Here is a 23726-nt window from a genome sequence, read left to right on the forward strand (position 1 = left end):
AGGAAACACCATGTCATTCATCAATCCGTGTCACCGCAGCCTCGCCTATGGCGACGGCCACATCCAGGGCGACGGCCAACTCGGCCAGGTGGTCCGCGTGGTCGGCGACGACCTGTTCGCCGTCAACACCGATCCCACCAAGCGCTCCTTCGGCATCCTGATCAAGGACTACGCCGGTGGCGAAATGCCCGGCATTTACTGTGACGGCGGCGTCTACGAGACCGACGCCTTCGAAGGGACCGTCGTCGCCGGAGACGACCTGAAAGTTTCGGCGAGCGGTCGCCTGACCAACGGCGTCGCGGCCGGAGAGCACGTCGTCGCCCACGCCATTTCCGTACAGAGCGGCGTCCTCAAATTCCGCCTGCTCGTATAACCCAAGGAGCCAACGCACATGAAAACCAATCAGTTGAAGATCCATTCCCAGGAATACATGGAAACCATGGCGCGGCTCATGAGCGAGGCTCTCGAGTCGCCCGAAGGCATGCGAGCGCTTGCCGCCGCCATTGCCGCGCCCATCGAACAAGAGATCAAGCGCAAGGAGATCTCCTCGCTGCTGCTCACCAAGCACACGCTGCCCAAGGGCGAACGTCCGGTCTACCAGAAGAAACCGACCGTGAAGGCCCACTGGATCAGCAAGGACGGCGACGCCCAGGAGCAGGAGGTGGGCAAGGACGAGGTCGAGTTTCCCACCAACCGCATCCACTCCAACCCGATGGTGGACGTTTCCGTCCTCAAAAACGGCAACATCGGCACGCTGATGGACATTCAGACCAGCGCCGCCGACGCCATCCGCAAGGAGATGGACCGCCGCACCATCTCGGTGCTCTCCTCGGCCATCCCGGCGGCCAACACCATTGAGGTCACCGGCGACCTGCTCACCGAAGAGGCGCTGAACGAAGCCATCTCGATCATCGAGGACCTGGAGCTGTCGGTGAAGTACATCGTCATGCGCGGCCGCCGGTTCAACGACATGCGCGGTTGGAACCTCGATCCCCAGACCAAGCTCGAGCTGCGCCAGAAGGGTGTCATCAAGAACTACGGCACCGGCGGCATTCTGCTGACCGCCTCCATGCCGCTGGACGAGATCATCATCGTCCCGGATGAAGAGGTCGGCAAGATGCCGGTGCGCGAAAACCTGAAGACGGAGTCCATCGACCAGAAGACCCGGTTCAAGACCGGCTGGCTGGTGTGGTCAGAGATCGGTCAGGGCATTACCCGCCCCGACATCATGGCCAAGGTCAAACTGGTTCCGTAATCCGGGAGGTGATGTGACATGAATCGAATCAAGAACATCCGTCCCGGCGTTCTGGTGATCCCCGACGCCGGGTTGAAGCTCAAGCCCGGTCAGGTGGTCGAGGTGGAACGCCTCACCAAGCAGATCCAGGCGGCGCTCAAGAACGGCCGCCTGGCCATGGCCGACAAACCGAAGCAGGAACCGCTCGCCCCTCCAGAGCCCGACCAGGACGCGGAACCGGTGGACCTGAGCAAGCTCTCCGCCACCGACGCGATTTCCAAGGTCAACGAGGAGGCCAATCCGGAGACCCTCAAGGGCTACATGGAAACCGAGAAACGCCGCACGGTGATCGACGCGCTCAAGAGCCGTCTGGAGGGCCTGCAAGGTGCTGCTGAGTGACCTGATCGCCGACCTGCGGCTCGACCTGTCCGATCCGGGCGCATCTCTCTTCGAGGACCAGACTCTGGAGAGATGCGTCCGGAAGGCCGTTTTCCGGGTCGGCCGTGACCTCGACCAATCGCTGACGATCACGGCCGGAGAGATCACCCCCGATCCCACCGGCGAGGTCCGCGAGCTTCTGGTGATCATGGCGCAGATCCACGCCTGCCAGGTCATGCGTTCGGCCACCGCCAACGCCTTCTCCTTTTCCAGCGGCGACAAGCGGGTGGACAAAACCGGCCAGCCCGGCCACTGGGCCAAGCTCGAGGCCGATCTGCTCGCGGACTACCGGCAACGCATCGCCGAACTGTTACCTACCGCGCAGGTTGATCCTGAATCCTACATCCTGACCCCGAGCGGACTCACTCCGGTCATCTACGAACAAGGGATAGACCTCGATGTTGTTGAATGACCGGGAACGCGCTGAAGCCGTGGCCGACGTCGCCCGGCTGATCCTCTCCTCGGGCCAGACCGCACGCGTCCTGCGGGTGGTTCCCGGCGAGCGGCTCTACGGCACCGACGATGCCGAATACACGGAAATCTCCGTCATCCCCCTCGAACTGAACGAAACCCCGCCGGAGGAGCTTAGCGGCAAGATCGACGCGCTCGCCTGTGTCCTTCCGGATGCCGACGTCCAGGGTGAAGACCGCCTGGCCGCAGACTGGGAAACCTATCGCATACAGAGTGTGGAAGAAGAACACTTCTTCGGCACTGTCACTCACAAGAATCTGCAACTGGTGAAGCTCAATGGGCGTTAGGCGGACCGGTGACTGGGACAAGGCCCGCGCCAAGCTGACCACCGGCATGGGGCCGCGCCTGGCCACGGCCCTGCGTCAGGCCACGATCCGCAACGCCCTTTTTCTGGTGCGCGAGATTCAGCGGGGGATTCGCTCCCAGGCCCCGGGCGGACAGGCCTTCGTGAAACTCGCCGAGAGCACCACCCTGCGCAAAGGCTCAAGCAAGGCGCTCATCGACACCGGCTTTCTGGTCAACGCCATCACCCAAAAAATCATGGCAGACAAGGCGTTCGTCGGCCTGCTGCGCGGCACCGTCAACAAGGACGGGGAAGACATGGTGAACATCGGTGCCGTCATGGAGTACGGAGCCACCATCAAACATCCGAACGGCGCGACCATCATCATCCCCGCCAGACCTTTTCTACATCCGGTGATGGAGAAGTACCGCGAGCAGATCCTCCAGAACTATCGTGAGGCGATCCGCTCCGCGCTTTGAGCCTCCGACACATCGCCAGCGCTTCCGGTAAGTAACCAGGCAGAAAACGGAGGCGTCCCTTGAGCACGATACAGACCGTCACAGAAACCCTGATCCGCCTGGCCAAGCAGGCCATCCATCCGGACACCGTGCTGGTGTTCCCGGATGACCTGTTCGAGGTCCAGCGCACCCCCAGCGTCATCCTCCAGGGGCCGAAACTGACGGAAGACCGTTTCCGCCGCAGCCAGAGCCGCCTATTCGAGAAGAATGTTGCGGAGCTGACTTTCGAGGAGTGCCGGTTTCCCAGGCTCTATCACCTCGATTTCGATCTGGTGGTGACCGTGGACCGGGAGGCCGAACTGCTCGGTTTTCACGAGTCGGTATCGCGGTTCCTCCAGCTTTACCCGGAGATCGCCATCGCCGACCAGGGCAGTTTGAACCTCACTGAACTGGTTCCTCTGGGCGGTCTGGCCCGGGTGAACCTCTCCAACCTCCGGCAAAGCTCCGGACGCATCCGTATCGAATCCTGCCCGGTGTACGACGGCGACCTGCGCGACGGTCGGCTGATCCGGGACCGGACCTTCCAGTTTCATGTCGCACATCCCTGTGCTCCACCCCTTCGGGGCGACCTGCGGTCGTGCCAACCGGCTGTCCTGCCGGTTGGTCACGGCGACGTGACAGAGCAACGAACCATTCAACCGTAAAGGAGAACAACCGTGATCGAGATCAGAAACCTGCAGTTCCAACCCCTGACGTTCAACCTCTCCGGCCAGGGAACCCTCCACCTCGGGCCGCGAGAACGCAAGAGCATCGCCCGCAAGGACCTCTCCGCCGAGATCAAGACCGCCGGAAAACGCGGACTGGTGCGCATCACCGACCTGACCGGCGGCGCGGAACCGGAGCCGGAAAAGCCCACGGCGACCGAGGACGCCGGAACCGATGAGGCCAAGACCACCAGCAAGCGGAGGAAATAATCATGCCGACCTATCTATCGCCCGGGATTTACACCCGGGAAACGGACTTCAGTTTCTATGTGAAGCAAATCTCGACCTCGTCGGCCGCCATGGTCGGGGTGGCCGAGAAAGGTCCGATCAACAAGCCCGTGCTGGTGACGAGCTGGGAACAGTTCATCAACCGTTTCGGCTCCTACATCAATGAAAGCTATCTGGCCTACGCCGCCCGGGCGTTTTTCGACAACGGCGGCTCGGTCCTCTACGTCACCCGCATCGCCCATCTCACCGATCCCACCGACCGGGACACCCTGACGGCGCTGAAGTCTTCCATCGTGCTGCAGAACCGGGAGGCGACGCCCGCCGACGCCCTGCGGATCGAGGCCGTGAACGAAGGCGTCTGGGGCGACCGGCTCTCCGTCTCCATCGAGGACGGCTCCCTTGACCCGACCAACCATTTCAACCTGGTGGTCCGGCATAAAGGCGATGTGGTCGAGGTGTTCAAGGATCTGAGCATGGACGAGACGCTGCCGAACCACGTGGAGCTGGCGATCAACGACCGCTCGGATTTCATCCTGATCCAGGATCTGTCCACAGCAACGGGAACGCCCGGCGACCGCCCGGCATTGGGCGTGTTCACGCTCAGCGGCGGTGACAACGGGCTCACCGATCTGGCCGATGCGGACTTCATCGGCGATCCCTCGCAGCATACCGGCCTCTATGGCTTTGACGAGATCGACGCCCTGAACCTGCTGATGGTCCCCGGCGTCACCACAGTGCCGGTCATCAACGCTGGAATCGCCTATGCCGAGGGGCGCAAGGATCTGCTGTTCATCGCCGACACGCCCATGCACCTGGAGCCGCTCGAAGCGGTCGACTTCCGCAAGGGACAAGGGATGTACAGCCACGCGGCATTCAACTCCTCCTACGCGGCGCTCTACTATCCCTGGCTGGAGATCAGCGATCCGGTCAACTCGCGCAAAAAGCTGGTGCCGCCCTGCGGCGCGGTGGCGGGCTGCATCGCCCGCAGCGACCAGAAGACCAACGTCTGGAACGCGCCCGCCGGTATTGACCGTGGCCGCATCTTCAACACGCTCTCCCTGGCCTACAAGACCAGCCGTGGCGAGCGCGATGTGCTCTATCCGGAAGGGGTCAACGTCATCGCCGTGTTCCCCGACACCGGCATCAACATCTGGGGCCAGAAGACGCTGCAAAGCCAGCCCTCGGCCGTGGACCGCATCAACGTCCGCCGTCTGATGATGTTTATGGAGGAAGCCATCTCGGAATCCTCCCGCTTCGTGGTGTTCGAGCCGAACCATCCCCAGACCTGGCGTGCCCTCGGCCGCCTGATCAACCCCTTCCTTCAGGACATCAAGGACAAGGGTGGCCTCTACGACTTCGCCTTCCAGTGCGACGAGGAGACCAACACCCCGGCGGTCATCGACCGCAACGAAATGGTGGCCCGCGTGTTCGTCAAGCCGACCAAGACGGCGGAGTTCATCGAGCTGAACTTCATCCTGACCAGCACCGGCGCGGACTTCAAAGAAATCATCTAACGGGAGAACACGGCTATGAGAAGCGGAAACATGCCCAAAAGCCTTTACCAGAACTGGCAGTTTGCCATCGAGGTAAACGGCTTCGACGTGGCCCTGTTCCACAAGGGACAGGAGCCCAAAACCGAATTCGAGGAAGTGGCCTTCGCCCCGGCCGGGTCCATGTTCGACCAAAAGGTGGCGGGCCGGGTCAAGTTCGAGGACATCACCCTCGAGAAAGGCAACCTGCAGGACGGCTCCGACGAGGCGGCCCGCGAATGGATCAAGAAACAGGTGGACGTGAACGCCGTCACCGGTGGTCTTCCGGCTGACTACATGCGCGACATCGATGTTGTCCGCTACGACCGCACCGGCAACGAGACCCGCCGCTGGACACTGCACGGGGCCTGGGTGAAGGCGCTTGAATATGACGAGCTCGAGGGCGGCAACACCGAGAACACCATCGAGAAGCTCACCATCTGCTTCCAATACTGGACCTAAACCGGAGGATCGACCATGTACAGCTTTGAACTGCCAAGCGGCACTGAACTCGAACTCCGGGAAATGACCGGGACCGAGGAAGAACTGCTCACCAACCAGCGCCTGATCCGCTCCGGAGAGGCGATCAACCAGGTGCTCCGCAACTGTTTCGTCCGGCTGGGCGAGAAGACCGACCCCGATCTTTCCGAGGTGATGAACCTGCTCTCGGGTGACCGGCTGTTCGCCTTGGTCCGCCTGCGCCAGATTTCCCTCGGCGACGAGGTGGAGCTGGAGCTGAGCTGCCCGAACAGCGCCTGCCGCATGACCAATTTCGTGACCGTCAATCTCGAGGATCTCAAGGTCACCCCCTACGGCGAGGAGCGGGAGTTCGCCTTCAAGCTGCCCGGCTCCAAGAAAACCGTGCGCTTCGGATATCTCGACGGCCACAAGGAAAAACGCCTGGCCAGCCTGCGCGAGCCCAACATCACCTCGGCCATGCTCATCCGTATCCTCGACATCGACGGCAAGGCTCCCTCCAAGAAGAGCCTGGCGGAAATGTCGATGCGCGACCGCAACGCCCTGCGGCAGGAGATGTCGCGGGTCGACGCGGGAATCGACACCTCGGTGGAGACCGAATGCGATGGCTGCGGCACCAAGATCCGCACCCGTCTGGAGGCGGAACCGTCTTTTTTGTTCCCAGGAGTTCGCTTGTAAGCGACGCATTCTTTCTCGCTTACGGCGGACTGCACTGGGGCTGGTCGGAAACCCGCTCGCTGCCGCTCAGGGTCCGGCGTCAGTTCGTCGAGGCCCTCGAGCGGCAGCTTGATTTTGAACGTGAGCAAACGGAACGGCGATAGATGAACGGCGATCTCGGACTGGGCATAGTGGTATCGATGAAGGATGCGTTCTCGCAGAACGCGCAGCGCATCCGTGGCTCCATGATGGACCTCGATTCCACCGTGGCGGATGCCAGCGAGCGGATGACCCGCAACCTGGACCGTATCCAGCAAGGCACCATGATGCTGGGGGCGGGACTGGCCCTGATGGCGGTGCCCGCCGCCCTGGTCGCCTCCACCGCCGCGACCCAGAAAGCCCTGGGCGAGCTGGCGTCCCTCGGCGTGCAGGACCTCCGGGCCATCGAGGACGCCGCCGAATCCTTCACCAACCAATGGTCCGGTGCCGACAAGGCCGCCTTCATCACCGCCACCTACGATGTGAAATCGGCCCTGTCCAACCTCAGCGACGAGGCCGTGGGCGTCTTCACCTCCATGGCCGCCATGACGGCCAAGGCGACCAAGGCCACCACCCAGGAGATGGTCGGCACCTTCACCACGGCCTACGGGATATTCAAGCCCATCATGGCCGACATGAACGACATGGAATGGGCGACCGCCTTTTCCGGAGCCATGGCGCAGACCGTGGCCTCGTTCAAGACCAACGGCACCCAGATGGCCGACGCCATCAAGAACATCGGCGCGGTGGCCGCCGCGAGCAACATTCCCCTGAACGAGCAGCTCGCCGTGCTCGGCCAGCTCCAGACCACCATGCCCGGCTCCGAGGCGGGCACGTTGTACAAGGCGTTCATCATGAAGGCGGCCGAGGCCGGTGACGAGCTTGGCCTGTCCTTCACCGATACCAGCGGCCGTCTCAAGGGCGTGGTTCCCATCCTGCAGGAGATCAAGCGCCAGTTCCCCGATCTCTCCAACGCCGCCGCCCAGGTGAAGCTGAAGAAGGCTTTCGGTTCCGACGAGGCGGTCAAGTTCCTGCTGCAAATGTCGGCGGGCATGGAGAGCCTCGAAGGCAATATCCAGTCGGTGGGCCGGGCCATGAAGACCGGCACGGCGGTCACCGAACAGATGGCCGACGCCATGAACCAGGACATCGGAGCCCGATTCCTGCTCCTGCGCCAGCAGGTGGCCAACCTCAGCGAAATCCTGGGACGCACTCTGCTGCCGGTGGTCACGCCGGTGTTGGGCGGCATCTCCCGCGTCATTCTATTCCTGCAACGCATGGCCAAATCGATGCCGGGCGTGACCCGGGTGGTCCTTGGATTATCCATGGCCCTCGGCACCATTCTGGTCGTGGCCGGAGCCGTCACCGCCGCCGTGGGCATGGTGGGACTCATGCTGCCCGCCATCAAGGCCGGGTTCGTGGCCATCAGCGCCGCGCTCGCCGGAGTGGGTTCGGCGGTCGCGACCTATTTTCTGCCTGTCACCGCGATCATCGCGGGCGTGATCCTTTCGGTGTATCTGCTCAAACGCGCCTGGGAAACCAACTTCGGCGGCATCCAGGACGTCATCACCGGGGCCTGGAACAAGGTCTCGCTGGTCTTCCGGGGGATCAGGGAGCTGGTGGGCTCGCTCAGCGGCGGCGTCGGACAGATGTCGGCCGAACTGGCCCAAAAGCTCGAATCCGCCGGTCTGCTGGGCTTCGTGGTCACCGTCTTCAAAGCCTATTATCGCGTTCGCGAAGCCTTGGCCGGATTGTGGGGCGCTTTTTCCCATGCCTTTGGCCGCATCCGCGCCATCCTCGAACCGACCGTCCGCACCCTGATGAGCGCCTATGCGGCGCTGGCCAGCGCGGTCTTTTCGGTGGTGGAGATCTTCGGCGTGGCCGCCAGCGCCACCGATGGGTCGTCCTGGCGTACCTTCGGCACGGTTATCGGCACCGTCGCCGGTGTGCTTCTTCAGGGGTTGGCTTTCGCACTCAAGATCGTGGCCTGGAACCTGTCTCTCATTGTTCGTGTCCTGGCGGTCGTAGTGCGCAGCGTGGTCTGGGTCGGCAAGGTCATCGTCGGGTCCCTGGTCGGAGCAACCAAGTTCATCTACAAGTTCCTGCTACCCGTGCGCATGATCGGCGAGGCCTTCATGGCCGCCGGGAAGATCGTCTATTCCGTCTGGCAGGTGCTGACCGGCGACATCTCCCTGCTGGACGGTCTCAAGGCCATCGGCGGCGCTGTCTACGATTTTCTCGCCACCCCGTTCCGATGGGCGCGGGATGTGGTGGTCGGTGTCTGGAATTTCATTTCCGGCATCTTCACCTCCATCGGACGCCTGGTGGCCGACGCCGCCGGGCAGATCGGCCAGGCGATTTTGAATCTGCCGATCATCAGCACCCTGCGGGATCTGTTTGCCACCGTGCGCTCCTTCTTCGCCGGGGACACCACCTTTTTCGAGGCGGGCAAGAAGCTACTGATCACCCTGGGTGAAGGGATCTGGTCGGCGGTGACCTATCCCTTCACCATGCTCAAGAACGCCTTGGGCAAGCTGCGCAATCTGCTGCCGTTTTCCGACGCCCGCGAGGGACCGCTCGCCAGCCTGACCGCCTCCGGCTCCGCGCTGCTCAAAACCCTCGCCGACGGCATGAGCCTTACCCAGACGCTGCCCGCGAAAGTGTTCGGCTTCGCCGCTCGCGGGATTCTCTCGGCCGCTGCGGGAGCCTGGCAGCAGATCAAAACGGCGGGCGGAAACCTCATGGACGCCGCCTCGGCTCCTTTCCGGATGGCCGGAAAACTCTGGGACGGTCTGACCTCCGGGGCTCAATCCGTCGCGGCCAAGGCCGGTGCCATCTTCGAAGGTCTCAAACAATCCCTGTTTGGCGGCACGCCTGAGCTGGCGATCACGCCGCCCCAGGTCAATGCCTGGGACGCGCTGGCCACGGGAGCCGTCACTGTTCGCGACCGGATCGTTGCCACGCTGTCTGCCGTCCCCGGGGCTGTGGGCCGAATCTTTGCCAGTGCCGGTACCGAGGGTCAATCTCTCTGGCAGAGGCTTTCCAGTGGCGCGAGCGCGGGCATTCAGGCGATCAAGGATCGCAGCGCCGGGATCGCCAATGGTTTGCTCTCCTCCGCTCGCGCCATGCTGGGAGTCCAGACCCCGGTCCCGCAGGTGGCCGAGCGGAAACAACCGCTCGGAGCTGCGCCGCCCGCCGAATCGATTGGGCAACGCATCATCGAAAGCGTGCTCAGTCTCGTGCCGCGTCTGGACGAACGCCTGGTGCCCAAGGCCCTGAGCGCCATGCTGATGCTCCAGCCAGTCATGGCCACGGCCGCGCCACCCCCACAACCGATGAGCGGCACCGTGCAGACCGTCGCGGCGGCCGTCGAGCCGGTAAGTAAGAGCTATATCCAGCCGTTTGCGGTGGAACCGGCACCGGAAATCGGAAGTGCCTCTCCCGCTCCGGCCGGGATCGAGCGGCCCAAGACGGCCGCGCCGACTCCGATAGCGAAGCCCCTGCAATCCGGACTGACCGAGACGGTGCCTTCCGAACGCTTGATCGCTCCGGCCCGCACCGCTCCCGCGACACCCCTGCGGGCAGAGGAAGCCGGTCCGGGGCTGCGCGAACTGCTGGAATCGCTACTCTCGCGCCTCGATGGCCTGGCCGACCGCCCGGTGGAACTGAGCGTGACCACCAACATCGATGGCCGGAAGGTGGCCGAGGCCGTCTACAAGGACCTGCGGGAGCGGAAAATCAGAAACTACGAAACCCTGTGAGAGGACCGATGAAACGCATCTTTGTCTGCAGCCCGTTCGCGGGCGACATAACCCGAAACGTGAAGGTCGCTGAGGCACTTTGCCGCCAGGTCATGAGAAGCGGTCACGCGCCGTTCGCGCCGCACCTGCTGTATCCGACCTTCACCGACGACAGCGTTCCCGAGCAGCGGGAGATGGGCATCGCCTGCGGCCTGGCCTACATGGAATGTTGCGAAGAGGTGTGGGCGTTCACCGGCAACGGAATTTCCAGCGGCATGCGGCGGGAACTCGACCGGGCCGGACAACTGGGCAAGCCAATCATCGAGATCGCCGAGGTGTAAGCAATGGCCTGGGATCAACAGCCCATCAAGGGATATCTGGTGGACGCCGACACGGGGGAGCGGCTCGAATTCCAGTACAACCCCAACTCCATCAGCGACGAGAAGTCGACCGACTACGCGACGATCAAGATCCCCGGCATGAGCCACCCGCGCTACCAGTACGTCGCCGGAGAACCGCGCCGGATCGCCTTCAAGGTCGAGCTGTTCAAGGGGCCGGTGAAGCAGAAGGTCGACTGGCTCCGCTCGCTGCAATATCCGGAACACGCCGGAACCATGCTCAAGAACGCGCCGCACCGTGTGCTGCTGATTTTCGGCGATCTCTACCCGGGCGTGACCTGCATCGTCCGGCAGGTGAAGGCGCGTTTCTTCGGCCTGTTCGACCGGGACAACCTGCTGCCGCAACGGGCCGAGGTGGACATCGTCCTCGAGGAATATGTGGACCGTTCCATTAACTGGTCGGAGGTGCGCTCATGATCGGCCGCAATTCCCGCTACGCCCGCTGCGTTCTTTACCGGGACAGCGACGGCACCTCCCTCGGCATGCGCCAGCGCATCGACACCACCCCCAGACACGACGACCGCCTGCACACCGTGGTCGAGGGCGACCGTCTGGATCTGCTGGCGCACCGCTATCTGGGCGACGCCCGGCTCTGGTGGATCATCTGCGACTACAACGACCTCTTTTTCCCGTTGGCGCTCGAGCCGGGTCTGGCGCTGCGCATTCCCTCCCGCGAACACGTCCAGATGCGCCTTCTCGACTGAAGCGTCCGACACCTCGCCATGCCTTCCGGTAAGTAAGCAGGGAACTGCGAACCGCCGGAGAAACGCATGGATCTGGATACCTTCAAACCGACATTTCTGATTCAGATCGAGGGGCAAGACCTCTCGAAGGACATCACCCAGGAGATCACCTCGTTCGTCTTCACCGACAACGAGGAAGAGCTGGATGTTCTCGAGCTGTCGGTGACCGACCGCAACCTGCAGTTCGTCGACGATCCGCTGTTCCAGGAAGGCAACGAGATCGTGGCCCGCTTCGGCTACGTGGGGAACCTCTCTCCGCGCAAGAAGGCGGTCATCAAGGACATCGATTACGACTTCCCGGAAAACGGTGATCCGACCATCCGCATCAAGGCCTACGACAAGGGCTTCAAACTCGCGGGCAAGGAAAACCAGAAGGTCTGGCAAAAACCTGCTCCCGGCATCCTCTATTCGGAAATCGCCGAACAAGTCGCTGCCGCCAACGGCCTCACCCCGGTGGTCACGGCCACCAAGGGAACCCATCTCCGCGTCACCCAGAGCAACATTTCGGATGCCCAGTTCCTCAAGGATCTGGCGGAAAAGGCCCGTGACCGCGATGGCGACGGCGTGAGCGGCTATGTCTTCTACATCCAGGACGACGAACTCCATTTCCATCCCCGCGAGCTCGACCAGACGCCGCTTCTGACCCTCGAATATTTCACCGACACCAAGGGCCTGCTGCGCTCGTTCCGCCCCAGCACCCAATCCCAGGGAGCCAAGGGCGCGGGTGTCGAGACCAAGACGGTCGGCGTCGACCCGCGCAAGAAGGACGTGGTCGAGCACAAGGCCAACAACGCCAGTACGCCCGAGCGGACGGCCCTGGGCAAGCAGACCTATCTGGTCGACGGCAACACCGGCGAAGGCAGCTTCAAGGAACAGGAGACGGGGCAGATCGTGCCCAGCTTCGACCGCTCCGAAGGCTTTCACGAAGAGCCGCGCCAGGAGCCCGCCCAGGACAGCGCCGAAGGCAAGTTCCGCGAGGCCGAGCTGCGCCAGGTCGAGGCGGATGCGGCAACCATCGGCATTCCCCAGCTACGCGCCAAGAAGAACGTCGAGATCAAGGGCGTGGGCCGGAAGTTTTCCGGCATCTACTACTGCCACTCGGTGCGCCACAGCATCAGCGGCGCTGGCTATCTCTGCGAACTCAAACTCAAGAAGAACGCCCTCGGCAAGGGCGCGGGCGACAAGTCCGCCGAGTCCCAGGGCAAACCCAACGACAGGGAGGCCCCGCCCACGCCGCAAAACGAGCCGCCAGCCATGGTGACCATCGACGCGGATTCCGGCGCGGTCACACAAGGAGGCGGCAATGGGTGATCTCAGCAAGAATTTCAACCGTTCGGAATTCGTCTGCAAGGGCAAGAACTGCTGCGGCCATTCGGCTGCGGTCCATCCCGACCTGGTCGACGCCCTGCAGGCCTTGCGCGACCGCATCGGCAAACCGCTGTCCATCACCAGCGGCTTCCGCTGCAACCGGCACAACCAGGCGGTGGGCGGCGCGGAGCAGAGTTTCCACACGCTGGGCATGGCGGCCGACGTGAGCTGTCCCGCTGGCGTTTCGCCTGACGCACTGGCGGTCATCGCCGAGGAGATCCCTCTCTTCCGCGAGGGGGGCATCGGCGTCTATGCCTCCTGGGTCCATCTCGATGTGCGCCAGTCGGGCAAGGCGAGGTGGCGGTCATGAGCGCCCAAACCAAGACCCTGTTTTCCGGCACCGCGCTGGGTCTCTCCGGACCGCTTCGGGTGGAGATCCTGCCCAATGGAATGACCGCGAGGCTGACCCAGCCGTTCCGTGTCCGCACCGGCGCTGGCCGCATCATCGAAGTGCCCGCCGGGTTCGAGACCGACTTCGCCTCGGTGCCGCGCCTGTTCTGGCGCGTGGTGCCGCCCTGGGGACGATATTCCCCGGCGGCCGTCGTTCACGACTATCTCTACCACACCGGCAAGGTTTCGCGGCTTGCGGCCGACCGCGTCTTTCTCGAACTGATGGCGGCCCTGGGCGTGCCTCTGTGGAAACGCCAGGTCATGTATTGGGCGGTTCGCCTCGGCGGATGGCTGGCCTGGGACGCCAGTCGAAAACGGGAGGCGGAGCATGCTTGAAACCCGCGACCGTCAATCCGAGGAGCGCTACCGCAACCGCTGGTACGGCAAGTACCGGGCCTTCGTGCGCGACAACAACGACCCCGAACGCCTCGGCCGGGTCCGCCTGGAAATCCCCGCCGTGCTCGGCAGCGGCCGGGAGAACTGGTCCGAATGGGCCGCGCCCTGTTTCCCCTACGGCGGCAACGACGACACCGGCATGTTCCTGGTCCCCGAGGAAGGGGCCTCGGTCTGGGCCGAGTTCGAGGGCGGCGTCGTCCAGTATCCGATCTGGACCGGGGTCTGGCTGGCCAGGAGCAATCCCGGCGAACAGCCCGAGGAATCCAAGCGCACCTGCGCGAATGCCTTCTGCCATGACTGCGAGGACAAGGTCGAGCATCAGGCCAACCGGCACGACGATCTCGAACACAAGAAGTACCACGGCCATCCGCCGTATTACTGCCCGCGCCTGAAGGTCCTGCTCAAGACCGAGACCGGCCACACCATCCTGGCCGATGACCGCGACGGCGACGAGCTGCTGCGGATCATCGACCGCGCCGGACAGATCCTCACCATGGAAGGGAAGGTGAAGCCGGAAATGCAGAGCGGCAACGCCCTGCGGCGAGGCACGAAGGATGCCGAGAAAGGCGACCAGCTCGACATCGTTTCGCAGATCGTCGGCTCCCGCGCCCGCATCCAGCTTACCGACCTCTGCCGCCAGCAGGTGATCCTCGAAGCCTGGCAGGACAAGGAGAAGGTCCACATCCTCTCGTGCGACAAGGGCCGCTCCCGCTGGCAGAAGATCCTCATCGATACCACCAAGGGTCGGGAGAAGGTTCACATCTGGGGACTCAACGGCGCCCAGGAAATCCTCGTCGATTCCACCGCCGCCGCCGAACAGATCCGGCTCACCGACAGGGCCGGTCAGGTGGTGCGCATGAACGCCGCACCCGGCCAGGAGAGCATCAGCGCCACCGACAAGTCCGGCAGCCTCGTGTTCATGGATGGGGTGGCTGGAAACATCATCATTCGCTCGACGAGCACCGTCTTGATCAACACCTGAAGGAAGCATCGCATGGGAGAAAGAACAACAACGCCCTCCGGACTCTCGGCCAGCGAGGAATTGCTGGCCAGGACCTTCGAGCATTGGCGGGAGGAATTCCGCAGCATCCTCGAAAACCACCGCCGGGAAATCCAGGACCGCCTCGAGAAGATCGAGCGCGAAATCGAGAAGAAATCGGACAAGGAAAACGTCGAGGTGCTGGTCCGCTCGATCTATTCCGATCTGCACCGGCACGCCGAGGAGATCGACCGGCTGCATGCCCGGGTCGGCTCCAAGATGGGGACCGAGACCATGTGGAAGATCGTCGGCCTGGTGTTGACCATCGGCAGCACCATCGGCGGACTCGTCGGCTTTCTGATCCATCTGTTGCTGAAGGTGAACCCATGAGCTCCCAGGCGCGACTCGGCGACATCAGCAGTCACGGCGGCGTCATCATCACCGGGGCGAGCCGGACGCTGGACAACGGCATGCCGGTGGCCCGCATGGGTGATCTGCACGTCTGTCCCATCCCGGGGCATGGCGTGACGCCCATCGTGACCGGCAGCTTCGACACCATCACCGAAGGATTGCCCAACGCCCGCATCGGCGACATCACCGCCTGCGGAGCCATCATCGTCACCGGCAGTCCCAACACCATCGACAACTGAGGGGGACGCCATGAACAATCTTGAACAGCCGCAGGAACCGCACTACTGGGATGTTTTCCCGAAACTGATCCGGGTCTCGCGATCCCCATTCGTCCAGCGCATTCCGCTCTCGATCCGTGGTCTACCCGAAGCGCCGGTGTTTGAAACGTCCAATCCCGACGTGGCCAGTGTCGATGAGGACGGCAATGTCGAGTGCGGCTTCGTTCCCGGGGCGGCCATGATCCTGGTCTGGGATTCGCCCGAGCGGCTCAGCCTGCGTCACGTCCAGGTCGAGGTCTATGGCGGCGGCGTCTCCGCACCGGTGGAGGTCCCTTCATGACGGATGCCCCGCCAACCTTTTGCCACTGGGAGGTACAGCCTCGCTCCATCCGCCTCTCCGCTGGCGAGTTCGAGCAACGGATTCCGCTCTCCCTGCGCGGCGACGTGGACGCCCCGGTCTTTGCCTCCAGCAATCCGGAGGTCGCGGAGATCGAGCCGGACGGTGTCATTCGCTGCGGCTGGACCATCGGCAACGCCGTGCTCATGGTCTGGCGATCCTCGGTCCGGGACAGCCTCCGTCATGTACTGGTGGAGGTCCGCGATCCGTCCTGGTTCGCCGACCACCCGGACTTTGCCAGCGGAGCATCGGTTTTCCTCAGTGGCACGGTGGTCAACGCCCTCAACACCAGCGGTGTCGGCAACGCGCTGATCGAATTCCGCCGCTCGGAAACCGGCCCGGCTGCGTACCAGACCTTCGCCAACGCCTATGGCGGATTCGAGCTGTCCGTGCCCGAGGGGTTCTATTACGTGGAGGTCACCGCGCCGGGATACATCGCCTGGCACGGCTGGGTGAACGCCGACCCCAACACTTCCGGCGACATCCAGATCGTTCTCTCGCCCGAACTCGACGGCCAGGTCGCCCGCATCGTGTTGCAGTGGGGGCTCAACCCCCGGGATCTCGATTCCCATCTCACCGGACCGACGCCATCCGGCGGCAGGTTCCATGTGTTCTATTCCCACACCATCGAAAACGAGGCGGCGGAATTGGACGTGGACGACACCAGTTCCTACGGGCCGGAGACCATCACCATCCATCGGCTCATCCCCGGTGTCTACCGCTACGCAGTCCACGACTACACCAACCGCAACGCCAATCCGAGCACCGGCCTGGCGCAGTCCGGAGCATCGGTGAAGGTGTTCTTGAGCGATGGCCGTGAGCAGACCTTCAACGTTCCCAACGCCCCCGGCACGGTCTGGACCGTGTTCGAAATCGACGGCGCGACCGGGACAGTGACGCCGGTCAACGCCATGAGCTATCAATCCCAACCCGCCAATGTCGGCATGTAATGGAGGTTTTCCATGATTTCCGAAGAACCCGCCGACTTGCAGGCCACCATCGAACAGACCGATTCCGGCGAACAACAGTATGTGCTGCGGGCGCTCTGCGATCACCTGTCCGGCATCCGTGAAGAGCTTTCCGGCATCCGCACGCTGCTGGAGGCCGGTCACGCCGCCTCGGAGGCGATGCGTGGACAGGCCCAGGCCTATCTTGAGGCCCAGCAGGCCAGGACACAGGAGTACCTGGAGCAGGTACAGATCGAGCCGGAGCCCGATTTTTATCCCTTCGTCGAACTGCCTGCGGGCACAGCACCCCGGGATCTGCCGGACGGCAACCGGCTCTTCACCTTGCCCGACGGCATGATCCTGCGAACCACGGACGACCAGCGAATCTGCGTCATCGACGCCGGGGAACAGCAGGTCATCACCCCCGGACCCGGCACGACCATCGAGGTCGCCCCGGGACGCCTTTACACCCTGGTCGAGTCCTATCTGCGTTCGACCCAGGAGGCAGCCGGTATCAGCGGACTGCCCGCCGGGATCGAGCCGACCGCCATGGGCGCGGAGCGCTTCGCTGTGAATCTGCCCGAGGGCATCCGTCTCGATGTCGATCACCGAGAACGGTTCATCACCTTGATCAACCCGGCCGGACCTATTGACATCATCGGCATCGGCCGCATCGATGGCATCGGCGAAACCATCGCTGTCCGTCTGCTCTCCGGGGGAGCCAAGGGATTCCAGTGCGGCCAGTCCGGCCACGGCGGACTGATCGAGGCGGACGGCACCATCCATCTGGGACTCAAGAGCGGACTGGATCTGGTGATCCGATTCCTGGGAGAAGCCGTCGACGACGGCGCACCGGGAAATGGCTGCTCAGGACAGTGCGGCATCGACTGCGTGGAGCGTACCTGATGAGCTACGACTTTCTCGGCAAGGGGTTGCGTTACCCGTTCCGGTTTCAGTCGCTATCCGGCGGCACCCAGATCTCGGCCGCCACCTCGCGGGAGCACGAACATATCCGCGAAAGCATCCTGCAGATCCTCGGCACCCGGATCGGCGAACGGTTCATGAATCCGGAGTTCGGCTCCCGGCTGAAGGATCTGGTGTTCGAACAGAACGACGAGGTGCTCAAGGGCCTGCTGCGCCATTACGTGATCGACGCCATCAAGCGCTGGGAAAAGCGGGTGATCATCACGGAGGTACACTTCGACGACCGGCCGCTGAACATCGACGGCAACCTGCTGCTGGTGCATATCGCCTACCGGGTGATCCAGAGCCAGGTGGAAGGGAATCTGGTTTATCCCTTCTACAGGGAAGCGCCAGCCAGCCCCGCTCGCTGAACCATCCCGTCTCCGACACATCCATGTCCCTTCCGGTAAGTAACCGGCGTGGCGAGAGCATCAGGCGCTCTTGCGTAACCGCCGAAAACCGGAGAGACCATGGGCCGCGCAAGCATCGGATACATCAACAAGGATTACGAATCGATCCGTCAGGAGCTGTTGGCGAAAATCCCGCAGCTCACCGACCGTTGGACCGATTTCAACCACTCCGATCTCGGCGTCGTCCTGCTCGATCTGTTCTGCGGCGTGGGCGACATGCTGGCCTACTACCTGGACGCCCAGGCGGCCGAGGCCTTTCTGCCCACGGCCCGCCAGCGCCAGAACGTCATCAACCTCTGCAAGCTCATCGGCTACCGGCTGGACTCGCCGGTGGCCTCCACCACCACGCTGCGTTTTCGGCTCTCCGTCCCGCTCGGCAAGGACCTGATCATTCCGGCGGGGACAGCCTGCCGCGCCTTGCTGAGTGACGGCGAAGCGGATTTTGAGACGGTCGAGGACGGTCTGATCCCGCGAGGCGTGCTCTCGGTGGACATCTCGGCCCGGCAAGGCGTGCGCCGCACCGAGACCTTCACTTCGACGGGGCTGCCATTCCAGCGCATCCGCCTGACCGGCGACGTCATCGCCCAGGGCACCATCACCGTTTCGGTGGGGGACGACGCCTGGAGCGAGGTCGATCATTTCCAGGACAGCCTGGCCGACAGCCGCCATTTCATGGCCGACCTGGACGCCCTCGACATCTCTACCCTGATTTTCGGCGATGGGCAAAGCGGCGCTGTACCCGCTCAGGGAAGCGCCATCACCGTCAGCTATCTGCAGACCATCGGAGACCAGGGCAATCTCGGTCCGAACCGGATCATCCAACTGCTGAGCCCGGTCTACCTCGACGGCGGCCAGGTCTCCCTGACCGTCACCAACCCGGTGCCCGCCACCGGCGGCGCTTCGCGGGAAGCCCTCGAACACGCCCGCCGACAGGCACCGGCGGAGCTGCGCAGTCTCTGGAAGGCCGTCACCCTGGAGGATTACCAGGCGCTCGCCGAAGGTTACCCCGGCGTCGCCAAGGCCAAGGTGCTCGACACCAATGCCTGCCAGAACATCCGCTACTACAACGTCCAACTGGCTATCGCCCCCAACGGCGGCGGCATGCCCTCGGCGCTGCTCAAGCGGGACCTCGCCGAGTTTCTCGAACGCCGCAAGGTCATCACGGTCGAGATCAACCTGTTCGACCCGATCTACCGCCCCGTTTCCATCGACGCCGAGGTCTACATCTGGCCCGGTGAACCGCTGGAAAATGTGCGCAGCCGCATCGAAGCCGCGCTCTCCGATTTCTTTTCCTTCGACCAAGTCTCCTTTGGCCAGACCATTCACTTCTCCGACCTGGTGGCCCTGATCGACGGCGTGCGCGGCGTCAGCCACATGCATCTCTACGCGCCCCAGCAGGACATAGAGCTGCGCCATGGCGAAATCCCGGTTCTCGGCACCGTCAACCTCGATCTGCGGAGGGCTGGTTGATGTCGGATTGGTTCAAGGACAATCTGCTCGGCCTACTGCCGCCGCTTTACGAGCACAACGACGAGGCCGGTGACCTGCGCACCTTTCTGAGCCTTCCCGCCGGAACGCTCGACGAGCTCAAGCAGGCCATCGACGATTTCCCGACCATCTTCGACGTCGATCACTGCGACGAGCGCTTCCTGCCGCTGCTGGCAAGGCTCGTCGGCCTCGAAGTGGACGGCACCTGTTCGCCGAACTGCCAGCGCCGCCGCGTGCGGGAGGCGGTCGAAATCTATCGCCGCAAGGGCACCATTCCGGCCATCGAACGCGACTTCGACGCGCTCGGTTGGCAGGGGGAACTCCAGGAAACCTTCCGCTCGGCGCTGCGTCTCAATGCCCGCTCCCGACTCAGCAGCGCCAAACTACCCGGGCTGGTGTTCAGCCTCGGCGTGTTTCGCGTGCTGTGTCTCAACCAGACCGAGGGGCTGCGCGACGCCCTGGTGTTTCACCACCCGGCGGGCACCCGCTGTTTCTGGCTCCAGTTTCTCCTGGAATGGATCGAAGGCGGCGCGATGCTCGACTTCGGGCATGCCAACGCCGTGCGCAGGATCGTGCTGGCGTTCCTCGACGAGACCTTCGTCCTTGGCCGCTCCTCGCTCGGTTCCTGTCGTCACCTGACCAACAAGCAGAGGGCCTGGGAGCTGCTGCAGCTCACCAGCACCACGGAGATGATTCCGGAGATCGACCGGGCCGCCGTGAAGGTCTCCCGTTTTCACGGCCGCCAGAACCGGATGCGTCTGAACCACAAGGCCCTCAACGACTGGCGGTTGCCGCACACCCGCGTCGGCGAAGATCGGGTTTCCTTCTGCACGCCCATCTACACCGGCCGAGACTTCGAAGGGGATGTGCTGGAAAGCGGCTTCGGGCTGGGCGAGAGCCATCTCAACCGCAAGCCGCTGACCCATGGCGAGACCGCGCTGCGCTACTGCTTCCGGCAGAAGGATTTCTTTTTCGACACGCAAGCGGAACCGGTCGAACGGGCGGAGGCCAAGTACGACCTGCGCCTGCCGCTGGAATCTCGTCACCGCCTCTGCTTCCAGCTTGGCCGCGCCAGGCTCAACACTGGTCTCGACCTCACCGCCAACCAGGGCGGCATCAGCAATCTGCTGCTCGCCTCCACTGCTGGCTGCGACGCGGACGTCACCCTGGCCGTCGACCGGATCGACCGATGGCGGCGGAGAGGGCCTGTGTTCCGGCTCAACGCGAACACCCTGAACACCCGGTATCTGAGCAATGCGAATCTGACCGGCGAACGGGCCTCGCTTGAAGTCTACGTGGACACGGGCTCTCTCCAGCGCCATCGGGTCGAGACCATGAAGCTGGGCGCGAGCCCGCTCAACACCACCGGCCTGCGCCTCTCCGTTGATCGGACCCGCCCGATGCGCGTCAGCCGCATGCGCCTCAACCAGGCCGGATTCCGCTGGTCGCGGCCGTCCTACCGTTGGCTGTTCCGTCAGCAGGATCTGCACGCACCCACGCAGGCCGGGTTCGAGGCCGCCACCAATAACTATCGTGCCACCCAGTGGCCCACCTGAAGGAGAACCCATGGCGATTCACCTCTATCTTGACGAAGCGCTGACTCAGCAGATTTCCGAGGGGGATTTCAGCCGCCCCGAGGCCGAGAGCTACAACGGCACCGATGGCGACATCAAGGATCGGCAACTCTACGTCGCCAACGAGCAGACGGGCCTTGCCTCGGCCATCGACGCGGCGCAGACCTCCATCGCCCTGGCCGAACCGCGCTTTGCCGACGGCGAACTCATCATCATCGACGGCGAGCAGATGCTCATCGAAAGCGGCGGCGGCACCGCCAATCTCACCGTGCAGCGGGGCGTGGCCAACACCGCTCCGGCCGCGCACGACGCCGGAACGACCGTCTATTCCGGCTACGACTACACCGGGCTGGTGCTCGATCCCATTGATGAGACCGGCACCGACGAATCGGTCTGGTACCGCCTGGCCCTGACCCAGGCCGGACTCGACACCGCCACCCAGGGCGCACCGCTGAATCTCGGCGACAAGGCCTTCCAGCAGACGCTGTCTTTCTGGCGGCGCTGCACCGTGCTCCCGGGCACCCCGGTGCAAAACAAACTCGACATCAAGCTGCGCCTGACCGGCACGGAAAACCCGATTCTCTAAGGAGGCCGCCATGGCATACCACAGCATTCAAGGACTCGCCCACGGTCGGCTCGACCTGCTCAATCAACTGCGGACCTTCCTGGTGACCACCACCGGCTGGACCCTGCACGACGACCAGTCGGCCGACTCGCAGCCGTATTTCGTCTTTAAGTCGCAAGGGGAATCCGGGGCCGAGGACGTCTATCTACAGTTCCGTATCAGCACCACCTCCGGGCGGATTCACGTCGCTGCATTCCAGTATTGGATTGCTGCCACCCACACCGGCGTCAACGAGGCTTCGCACACCAGTTACACCTACCTGCGGGTGGAGGACAGCGCCGACTTCATCTTCTGGCTGTTCGCCGATCTGGATCACGTCTTCGTGGTCACCAAGCTCGTCTCCACCTACTACGGCCATTACAGCGGATTGCTGAAACGGTTCTGGTCTGGGGCCGTCGCGCTCACGCAGGCGGCGGTCACCGCCGGAAGCGGCGTGGTGATTCAGGTCAACGACGCCACCGTGGTCACGCCCGGACAGGACTATGTGATCAAGGACGACGCGGGCATCGAACGCGTGCGGGTGAGCGCCATCGACACCGCTGCCACGCCGAACACCATCACCGTCGAGACTCTCGTTCGGGATTACGCCTCGGGAGCCAAGATCGGCGAGGACCCGCAGCCGGTCATCAACAGCTACTACAACGCGCCGGGCACATTTTACGCCGTGAACAAGTTCGACGGCTGGACCTCCGCGTCCGGCCAGCAGGGCCGCTGCGGCGCGGCCCACGGCGGTCTCCAGGGCGAAACCGATCCGGAAATGCGCTACGGCACCACCATCCTTTTTCCCTGGCTCGCCTCGATGTCCGGCTCCGCCGCCTACCAGGAACTGCGCGGCGAACTCATCGAGATCTTCGCCGTGGGCGGCGGCAACGTCGCCTCTGAAGACACCATCCAGATCGGAACGGACAGCTACCGCGTGTTCAACCTGACCACCGGCGGCTGGTGCGCGGTGAAGGAGTAACGCCATGGCAACGCATAGCGGAAAGCTCAAATTCGTCACCACGATCACCGGCCAGCGACGCCCGGAAACGCTCCTGTCCATGAACCGGGGCCAGGCGCTCAAGCTCAGCGGGAGGATTCGCCGTGGCCGTGCATAAGGGACAACTGGCATCCATTACCACCCGCCGAGGCATCCGGCGGCCGGATCTGCTCGCCATCGGCGCGGCGCAACCCGGAGCGCTCTTCGAGCTGTTTTCCGGGGCACCGGCCAGGCGCACGGTGATGATCCGGGCCGACAGCGCAGTACGGGTCGCCCATCGGCTCGAACGTCGGTCCGACCTCGCGCTTCGCGTGAACAACCGCCTGAACCGGAACACCGACCTGTGGCTCGTCGTCCATGGCCGTCTGGGCGTCGATGCCGACGCGGCGGTGCGGGTGACGCGCCCCTGGCTGCGGAGCATCGACACCAGCGTCCGGACGTCCGGCGCACACATCAGTCTATCCGACACCGTTCAGCGCATCGCGATCCCGGCCGGGATGCTGGCCGACACGCGCCAGATCCTGTTCGCGGTGCTCATCGATCAAGACCACGAAATTCAGACCTAAAGGAGAACAGCAATGGCACTGGGACTCATCGTCAAAACCGGCCGGATACTGACGGCCAAACTCCTCCTCGGCCAGGCCGTGGACGGCATCACCCACTGCGCCATCGGCGACGGGGATGCCAGCTTCAGCGACCCGCAGAATCCGCCCGCGCCGGACATCGGCCAGACCGGGCTCAGAAACGAACGCGCCCGCAAGTGCTACTACAAGCGGACCTTCCTCAAGGAGGACGCCGAAGGGGCGCTGCTGGTCAACGGCGTGCGCTATCTCGAAACCGGCGAGGAGACCAACACCATCGGCATCTTCTTTCGCTTCGACGAGGCAGAGGCCAACGGCATCACCATCCGCGAATACGGCTTCTTCGGCGGCGACGTGCAGTACGTGCAAAGCGTCACCGGGGATCTCGCCATGGGCGGCGTGTTCCATCAGGACACCAATCCGACCGGCGAGGTGCTGCGCCCGGGCTACCTGTACGAGGTGAAAAACATTCCCGACTTCAACAAGATTTCCGACACCCGCGTGGAGCTGGTCGGGATCATCAAGATCTAACTGGAGGATT

32 protein-coding genes are annotated in these 23726 nt (G+C 63.6%); all 32 read left to right on the plus strand.

The genetic code is table 11. From position 1 onward, the window contains the following. Positions 1-10: 10 nt before the first annotated feature. The 32 genes from H586_RS0112655 (at position 11) to H586_RS0112810 (ending at position 23716) form a co-directional block, all read left to right on the plus strand. On the plus strand, positions 11-373 hold the full coding sequence (locus tag H586_RS0112655) for a hypothetical protein (protein ID WP_027182227.1): 363 nt from the start codon (positions 11-13) through the stop codon (positions 371-373). A gap of 18 nt (positions 374-391) precedes the next feature. Then, positions 392-1255: an HK97-fold major capsid protein gene (locus H586_RS0112660; RefSeq protein ID WP_027182228.1), complete on the plus strand. Its 864-nt coding sequence runs from the start codon at positions 392-394 to the stop codon at positions 1253-1255. Positions 1256-1273: 18 nt separating this feature from the next. Further along, the gene (locus H586_RS0112665; RefSeq protein ID WP_011366970.1) at positions 1274-1633 is read left to right on the plus strand and encodes a hypothetical protein; all 360 of its coding nucleotides are present in this window, start codon (positions 1274-1276) and stop codon (positions 1631-1633) included. Continuing rightward, on the plus strand, positions 1620-2084 hold the full coding sequence (locus H586_RS0112670) for a hypothetical protein (protein ID WP_011366971.1): 465 nt from the start codon (positions 1620-1622) through the stop codon (positions 2082-2084). The genes H586_RS0112665 and H586_RS0112670 overlap by 14 nt, the downstream gene beginning before the upstream one ends. Next, the gene (locus H586_RS0112675) at positions 2071-2430 is read left to right on the plus strand and encodes a hypothetical protein (RefSeq protein WP_027182229.1); all 360 of its coding nucleotides are present in this window, start codon (positions 2071-2073) and stop codon (positions 2428-2430) included. The genes H586_RS0112670 and H586_RS0112675 overlap by 14 nt, the downstream gene beginning before the upstream one ends. Further along, positions 2420-2905, plus strand: a complete 486-nt coding sequence (locus tag H586_RS0112680; RefSeq protein ID WP_027182230.1) for a phage virion morphogenesis protein — start codon at positions 2420-2422, stop codon at positions 2903-2905. Before H586_RS0112675 ends, H586_RS0112680 begins: the two co-directional genes overlap by 11 nt. 59 nt (positions 2906-2964) lie before the next feature. After that, on the plus strand, positions 2965-3588 hold the full coding sequence (locus H586_RS0112685; RefSeq protein WP_027182231.1) for a hypothetical protein: 624 nt from the start codon (positions 2965-2967) through the stop codon (positions 3586-3588). Between the two features lie 12 nt (positions 3589-3600). Continuing rightward, the gene (locus H586_RS0112690; RefSeq protein WP_020886729.1) at positions 3601-3858 is read left to right on the plus strand and encodes a hypothetical protein; all 258 of its coding nucleotides are present in this window, start codon (positions 3601-3603) and stop codon (positions 3856-3858) included. 2 nt (positions 3859-3860) lie between these two features. Next, positions 3861-5390, plus strand: coding sequence for a phage tail sheath C-terminal domain-containing protein (locus H586_RS0112695; RefSeq protein WP_027182232.1), 1530 nt, complete (start codon positions 3861-3863; stop codon positions 5388-5390). A 30-nt stretch (positions 5391-5420) separates the two neighbouring features. Further along, positions 5421-5867, plus strand: a complete 447-nt coding sequence (locus H586_RS0112700) for a phage tail protein (protein ID WP_225940361.1) — start codon at positions 5421-5423, stop codon at positions 5865-5867. Between the two features lie 15 nt (positions 5868-5882). Then, positions 5883-6560 (plus strand): T4 family baseplate hub assembly chaperone, encoded by a 678-nt coding sequence (locus H586_RS0112705; RefSeq protein ID WP_027182233.1) that lies wholly within the window; start codon positions 5883-5885, stop codon positions 6558-6560. Between the two features lie 143 nt (positions 6561-6703). Next, positions 6704-10339, plus strand: coding sequence for a phage tail tape measure protein (locus H586_RS0112710; protein ID WP_027182234.1), 3636 nt, complete (start codon positions 6704-6706; stop codon positions 10337-10339). Positions 10340-10347: 8 nt separating this feature from the next. Next, entirely contained in the window at positions 10348-10659 is a 312-nt protein-coding gene (locus H586_RS0112715) for a DUF7768 domain-containing protein (protein ID WP_027182235.1), read from the plus strand. A 3-nt stretch (positions 10660-10662) separates the two neighbouring features. Further along, positions 10663-11133: a CIS tube protein gene (locus H586_RS0112720; protein ID WP_011366981.1), complete on the plus strand. Its 471-nt coding sequence runs from the start codon at positions 10663-10665 to the stop codon at positions 11131-11133. After that, positions 11130-11420: a LysM peptidoglycan-binding domain-containing protein gene (locus H586_RS0112725; RefSeq protein ID WP_027182236.1), complete on the plus strand. Its 291-nt coding sequence runs from the start codon at positions 11130-11132 to the stop codon at positions 11418-11420. Before H586_RS0112720 ends, H586_RS0112725 begins: the two co-directional genes overlap by 4 nt. Before the next feature lie 66 nt (positions 11421-11486). Continuing rightward, the gene (locus tag H586_RS0112730; RefSeq protein WP_027182237.1) at positions 11487-12770 is read left to right on the plus strand and encodes a phage late control D family protein; all 1284 of its coding nucleotides are present in this window, start codon (positions 11487-11489) and stop codon (positions 12768-12770) included. Next, a complete protein-coding gene (locus H586_RS0112735; RefSeq protein WP_027182238.1) occupies positions 12763-13137 on the plus strand; it encodes a YcbK family protein in 375 nt (124 codons plus the stop codon). Before H586_RS0112730 ends, H586_RS0112735 begins: the two co-directional genes overlap by 8 nt. Continuing rightward, complete coding sequence (locus tag H586_RS0112740; protein WP_027182239.1) at positions 13134-13553, plus strand: DUF1353 domain-containing protein; 420 nt, start codon at positions 13134-13136, stop codon at positions 13551-13553. Before H586_RS0112735 ends, H586_RS0112740 begins: the two co-directional genes overlap by 4 nt. Further along, on the plus strand, positions 13546-14595 hold the full coding sequence (locus tag H586_RS0112745) for a phage baseplate assembly protein V (RefSeq protein ID WP_027182240.1): 1050 nt from the start codon (positions 13546-13548) through the stop codon (positions 14593-14595). Before H586_RS0112740 ends, H586_RS0112745 begins: the two co-directional genes overlap by 8 nt. 12 nt (positions 14596-14607) lie before the next feature. Further along, the gene (locus H586_RS0112750; RefSeq protein WP_011366987.1) at positions 14608-14982 is read left to right on the plus strand and encodes a hypothetical protein; all 375 of its coding nucleotides are present in this window, start codon (positions 14608-14610) and stop codon (positions 14980-14982) included. Then, a complete protein-coding gene (locus H586_RS0112755; RefSeq protein WP_013258605.1) occupies positions 14979-15242 on the plus strand; it encodes a PAAR domain-containing protein in 264 nt (87 codons plus the stop codon). Before H586_RS0112750 ends, H586_RS0112755 begins: the two co-directional genes overlap by 4 nt. 10 nt (positions 15243-15252) lie before the next feature. Further along, complete coding sequence (locus H586_RS0112760; protein ID WP_013514567.1) at positions 15253-15561, plus strand: hypothetical protein; 309 nt, start codon at positions 15253-15255, stop codon at positions 15559-15561. Beyond that, complete coding sequence (locus H586_RS0112765; protein WP_027182241.1) at positions 15558-16568, plus strand: carboxypeptidase regulatory-like domain-containing protein; 1011 nt, start codon at positions 15558-15560, stop codon at positions 16566-16568. The genes H586_RS0112760 and H586_RS0112765 overlap by 4 nt, the downstream gene beginning before the upstream one ends. 12 nt (positions 16569-16580) lie before the next feature. Then, entirely contained in the window at positions 16581-17471 is an 891-nt protein-coding gene (locus tag H586_RS0112770) for a hypothetical protein (protein WP_027182242.1), read from the plus strand. After that, on the plus strand, positions 17471-17899 hold the full coding sequence (locus H586_RS0112775) for a GPW/gp25 family protein (protein ID WP_027182243.1): 429 nt from the start codon (positions 17471-17473) through the stop codon (positions 17897-17899). The genes H586_RS0112770 and H586_RS0112775 overlap by 1 nt, the downstream gene beginning before the upstream one ends. A 99-nt stretch (positions 17900-17998) precedes the next feature. Next, a complete protein-coding gene (locus H586_RS0112780) occupies positions 17999-19408 on the plus strand; it encodes a baseplate J/gp47 family protein (protein WP_027182244.1) in 1410 nt (469 codons plus the stop codon). Next, positions 19408-20982: a phage tail protein gene (locus H586_RS0112785; protein WP_027182245.1), complete on the plus strand. Its 1575-nt coding sequence runs from the start codon at positions 19408-19410 to the stop codon at positions 20980-20982. Before H586_RS0112780 ends, H586_RS0112785 begins: the two co-directional genes overlap by 1 nt. Positions 20983-20992: 10 nt before the next feature. Then, a complete protein-coding gene (locus H586_RS0112790) occupies positions 20993-21586 on the plus strand; it encodes a hypothetical protein (RefSeq protein ID WP_027182246.1) in 594 nt (197 codons plus the stop codon). A gap of 10 nt (positions 21587-21596) precedes the next feature. Beyond that, entirely contained in the window at positions 21597-22586 is a 990-nt protein-coding gene (locus H586_RS0112795) for a hypothetical protein (protein ID WP_027182247.1), read from the plus strand. 4 nt (positions 22587-22590) lie between these two features. Beyond that, positions 22591-22722 carry a hypothetical protein gene (locus tag H586_RS21140; protein WP_267878774.1) on the plus strand — a complete coding sequence of 44 codons (132 nt, stop codon included), beginning with the start codon at positions 22591-22593 and terminating at the stop codon, positions 22720-22722. After that, positions 22709-23170, plus strand: coding sequence for a hypothetical protein (locus tag H586_RS0112805; RefSeq protein WP_027182248.1), 462 nt, complete (start codon positions 22709-22711; stop codon positions 23168-23170). The genes H586_RS21140 and H586_RS0112805 overlap by 14 nt, the downstream gene beginning before the upstream one ends. 12 nt (positions 23171-23182) lie before the next feature. Beyond that, positions 23183-23716 carry a hypothetical protein gene (locus H586_RS0112810; protein ID WP_011366999.1) on the plus strand — a complete coding sequence of 178 codons (534 nt, stop codon included), beginning with the start codon at positions 23183-23185 and terminating at the stop codon, positions 23714-23716. Positions 23717-23726: the final 10 nt, after the last annotated feature.

It is taken from the genome of Oleidesulfovibrio alaskensis DSM 16109 (assembly GCF_000482745.1).
In the GTDB taxonomy this organism is placed as follows: domain Bacteria; phylum Desulfobacterota; class Desulfovibrionia; order Desulfovibrionales; family Desulfovibrionaceae; genus Oleidesulfovibrio; species Oleidesulfovibrio alaskensis.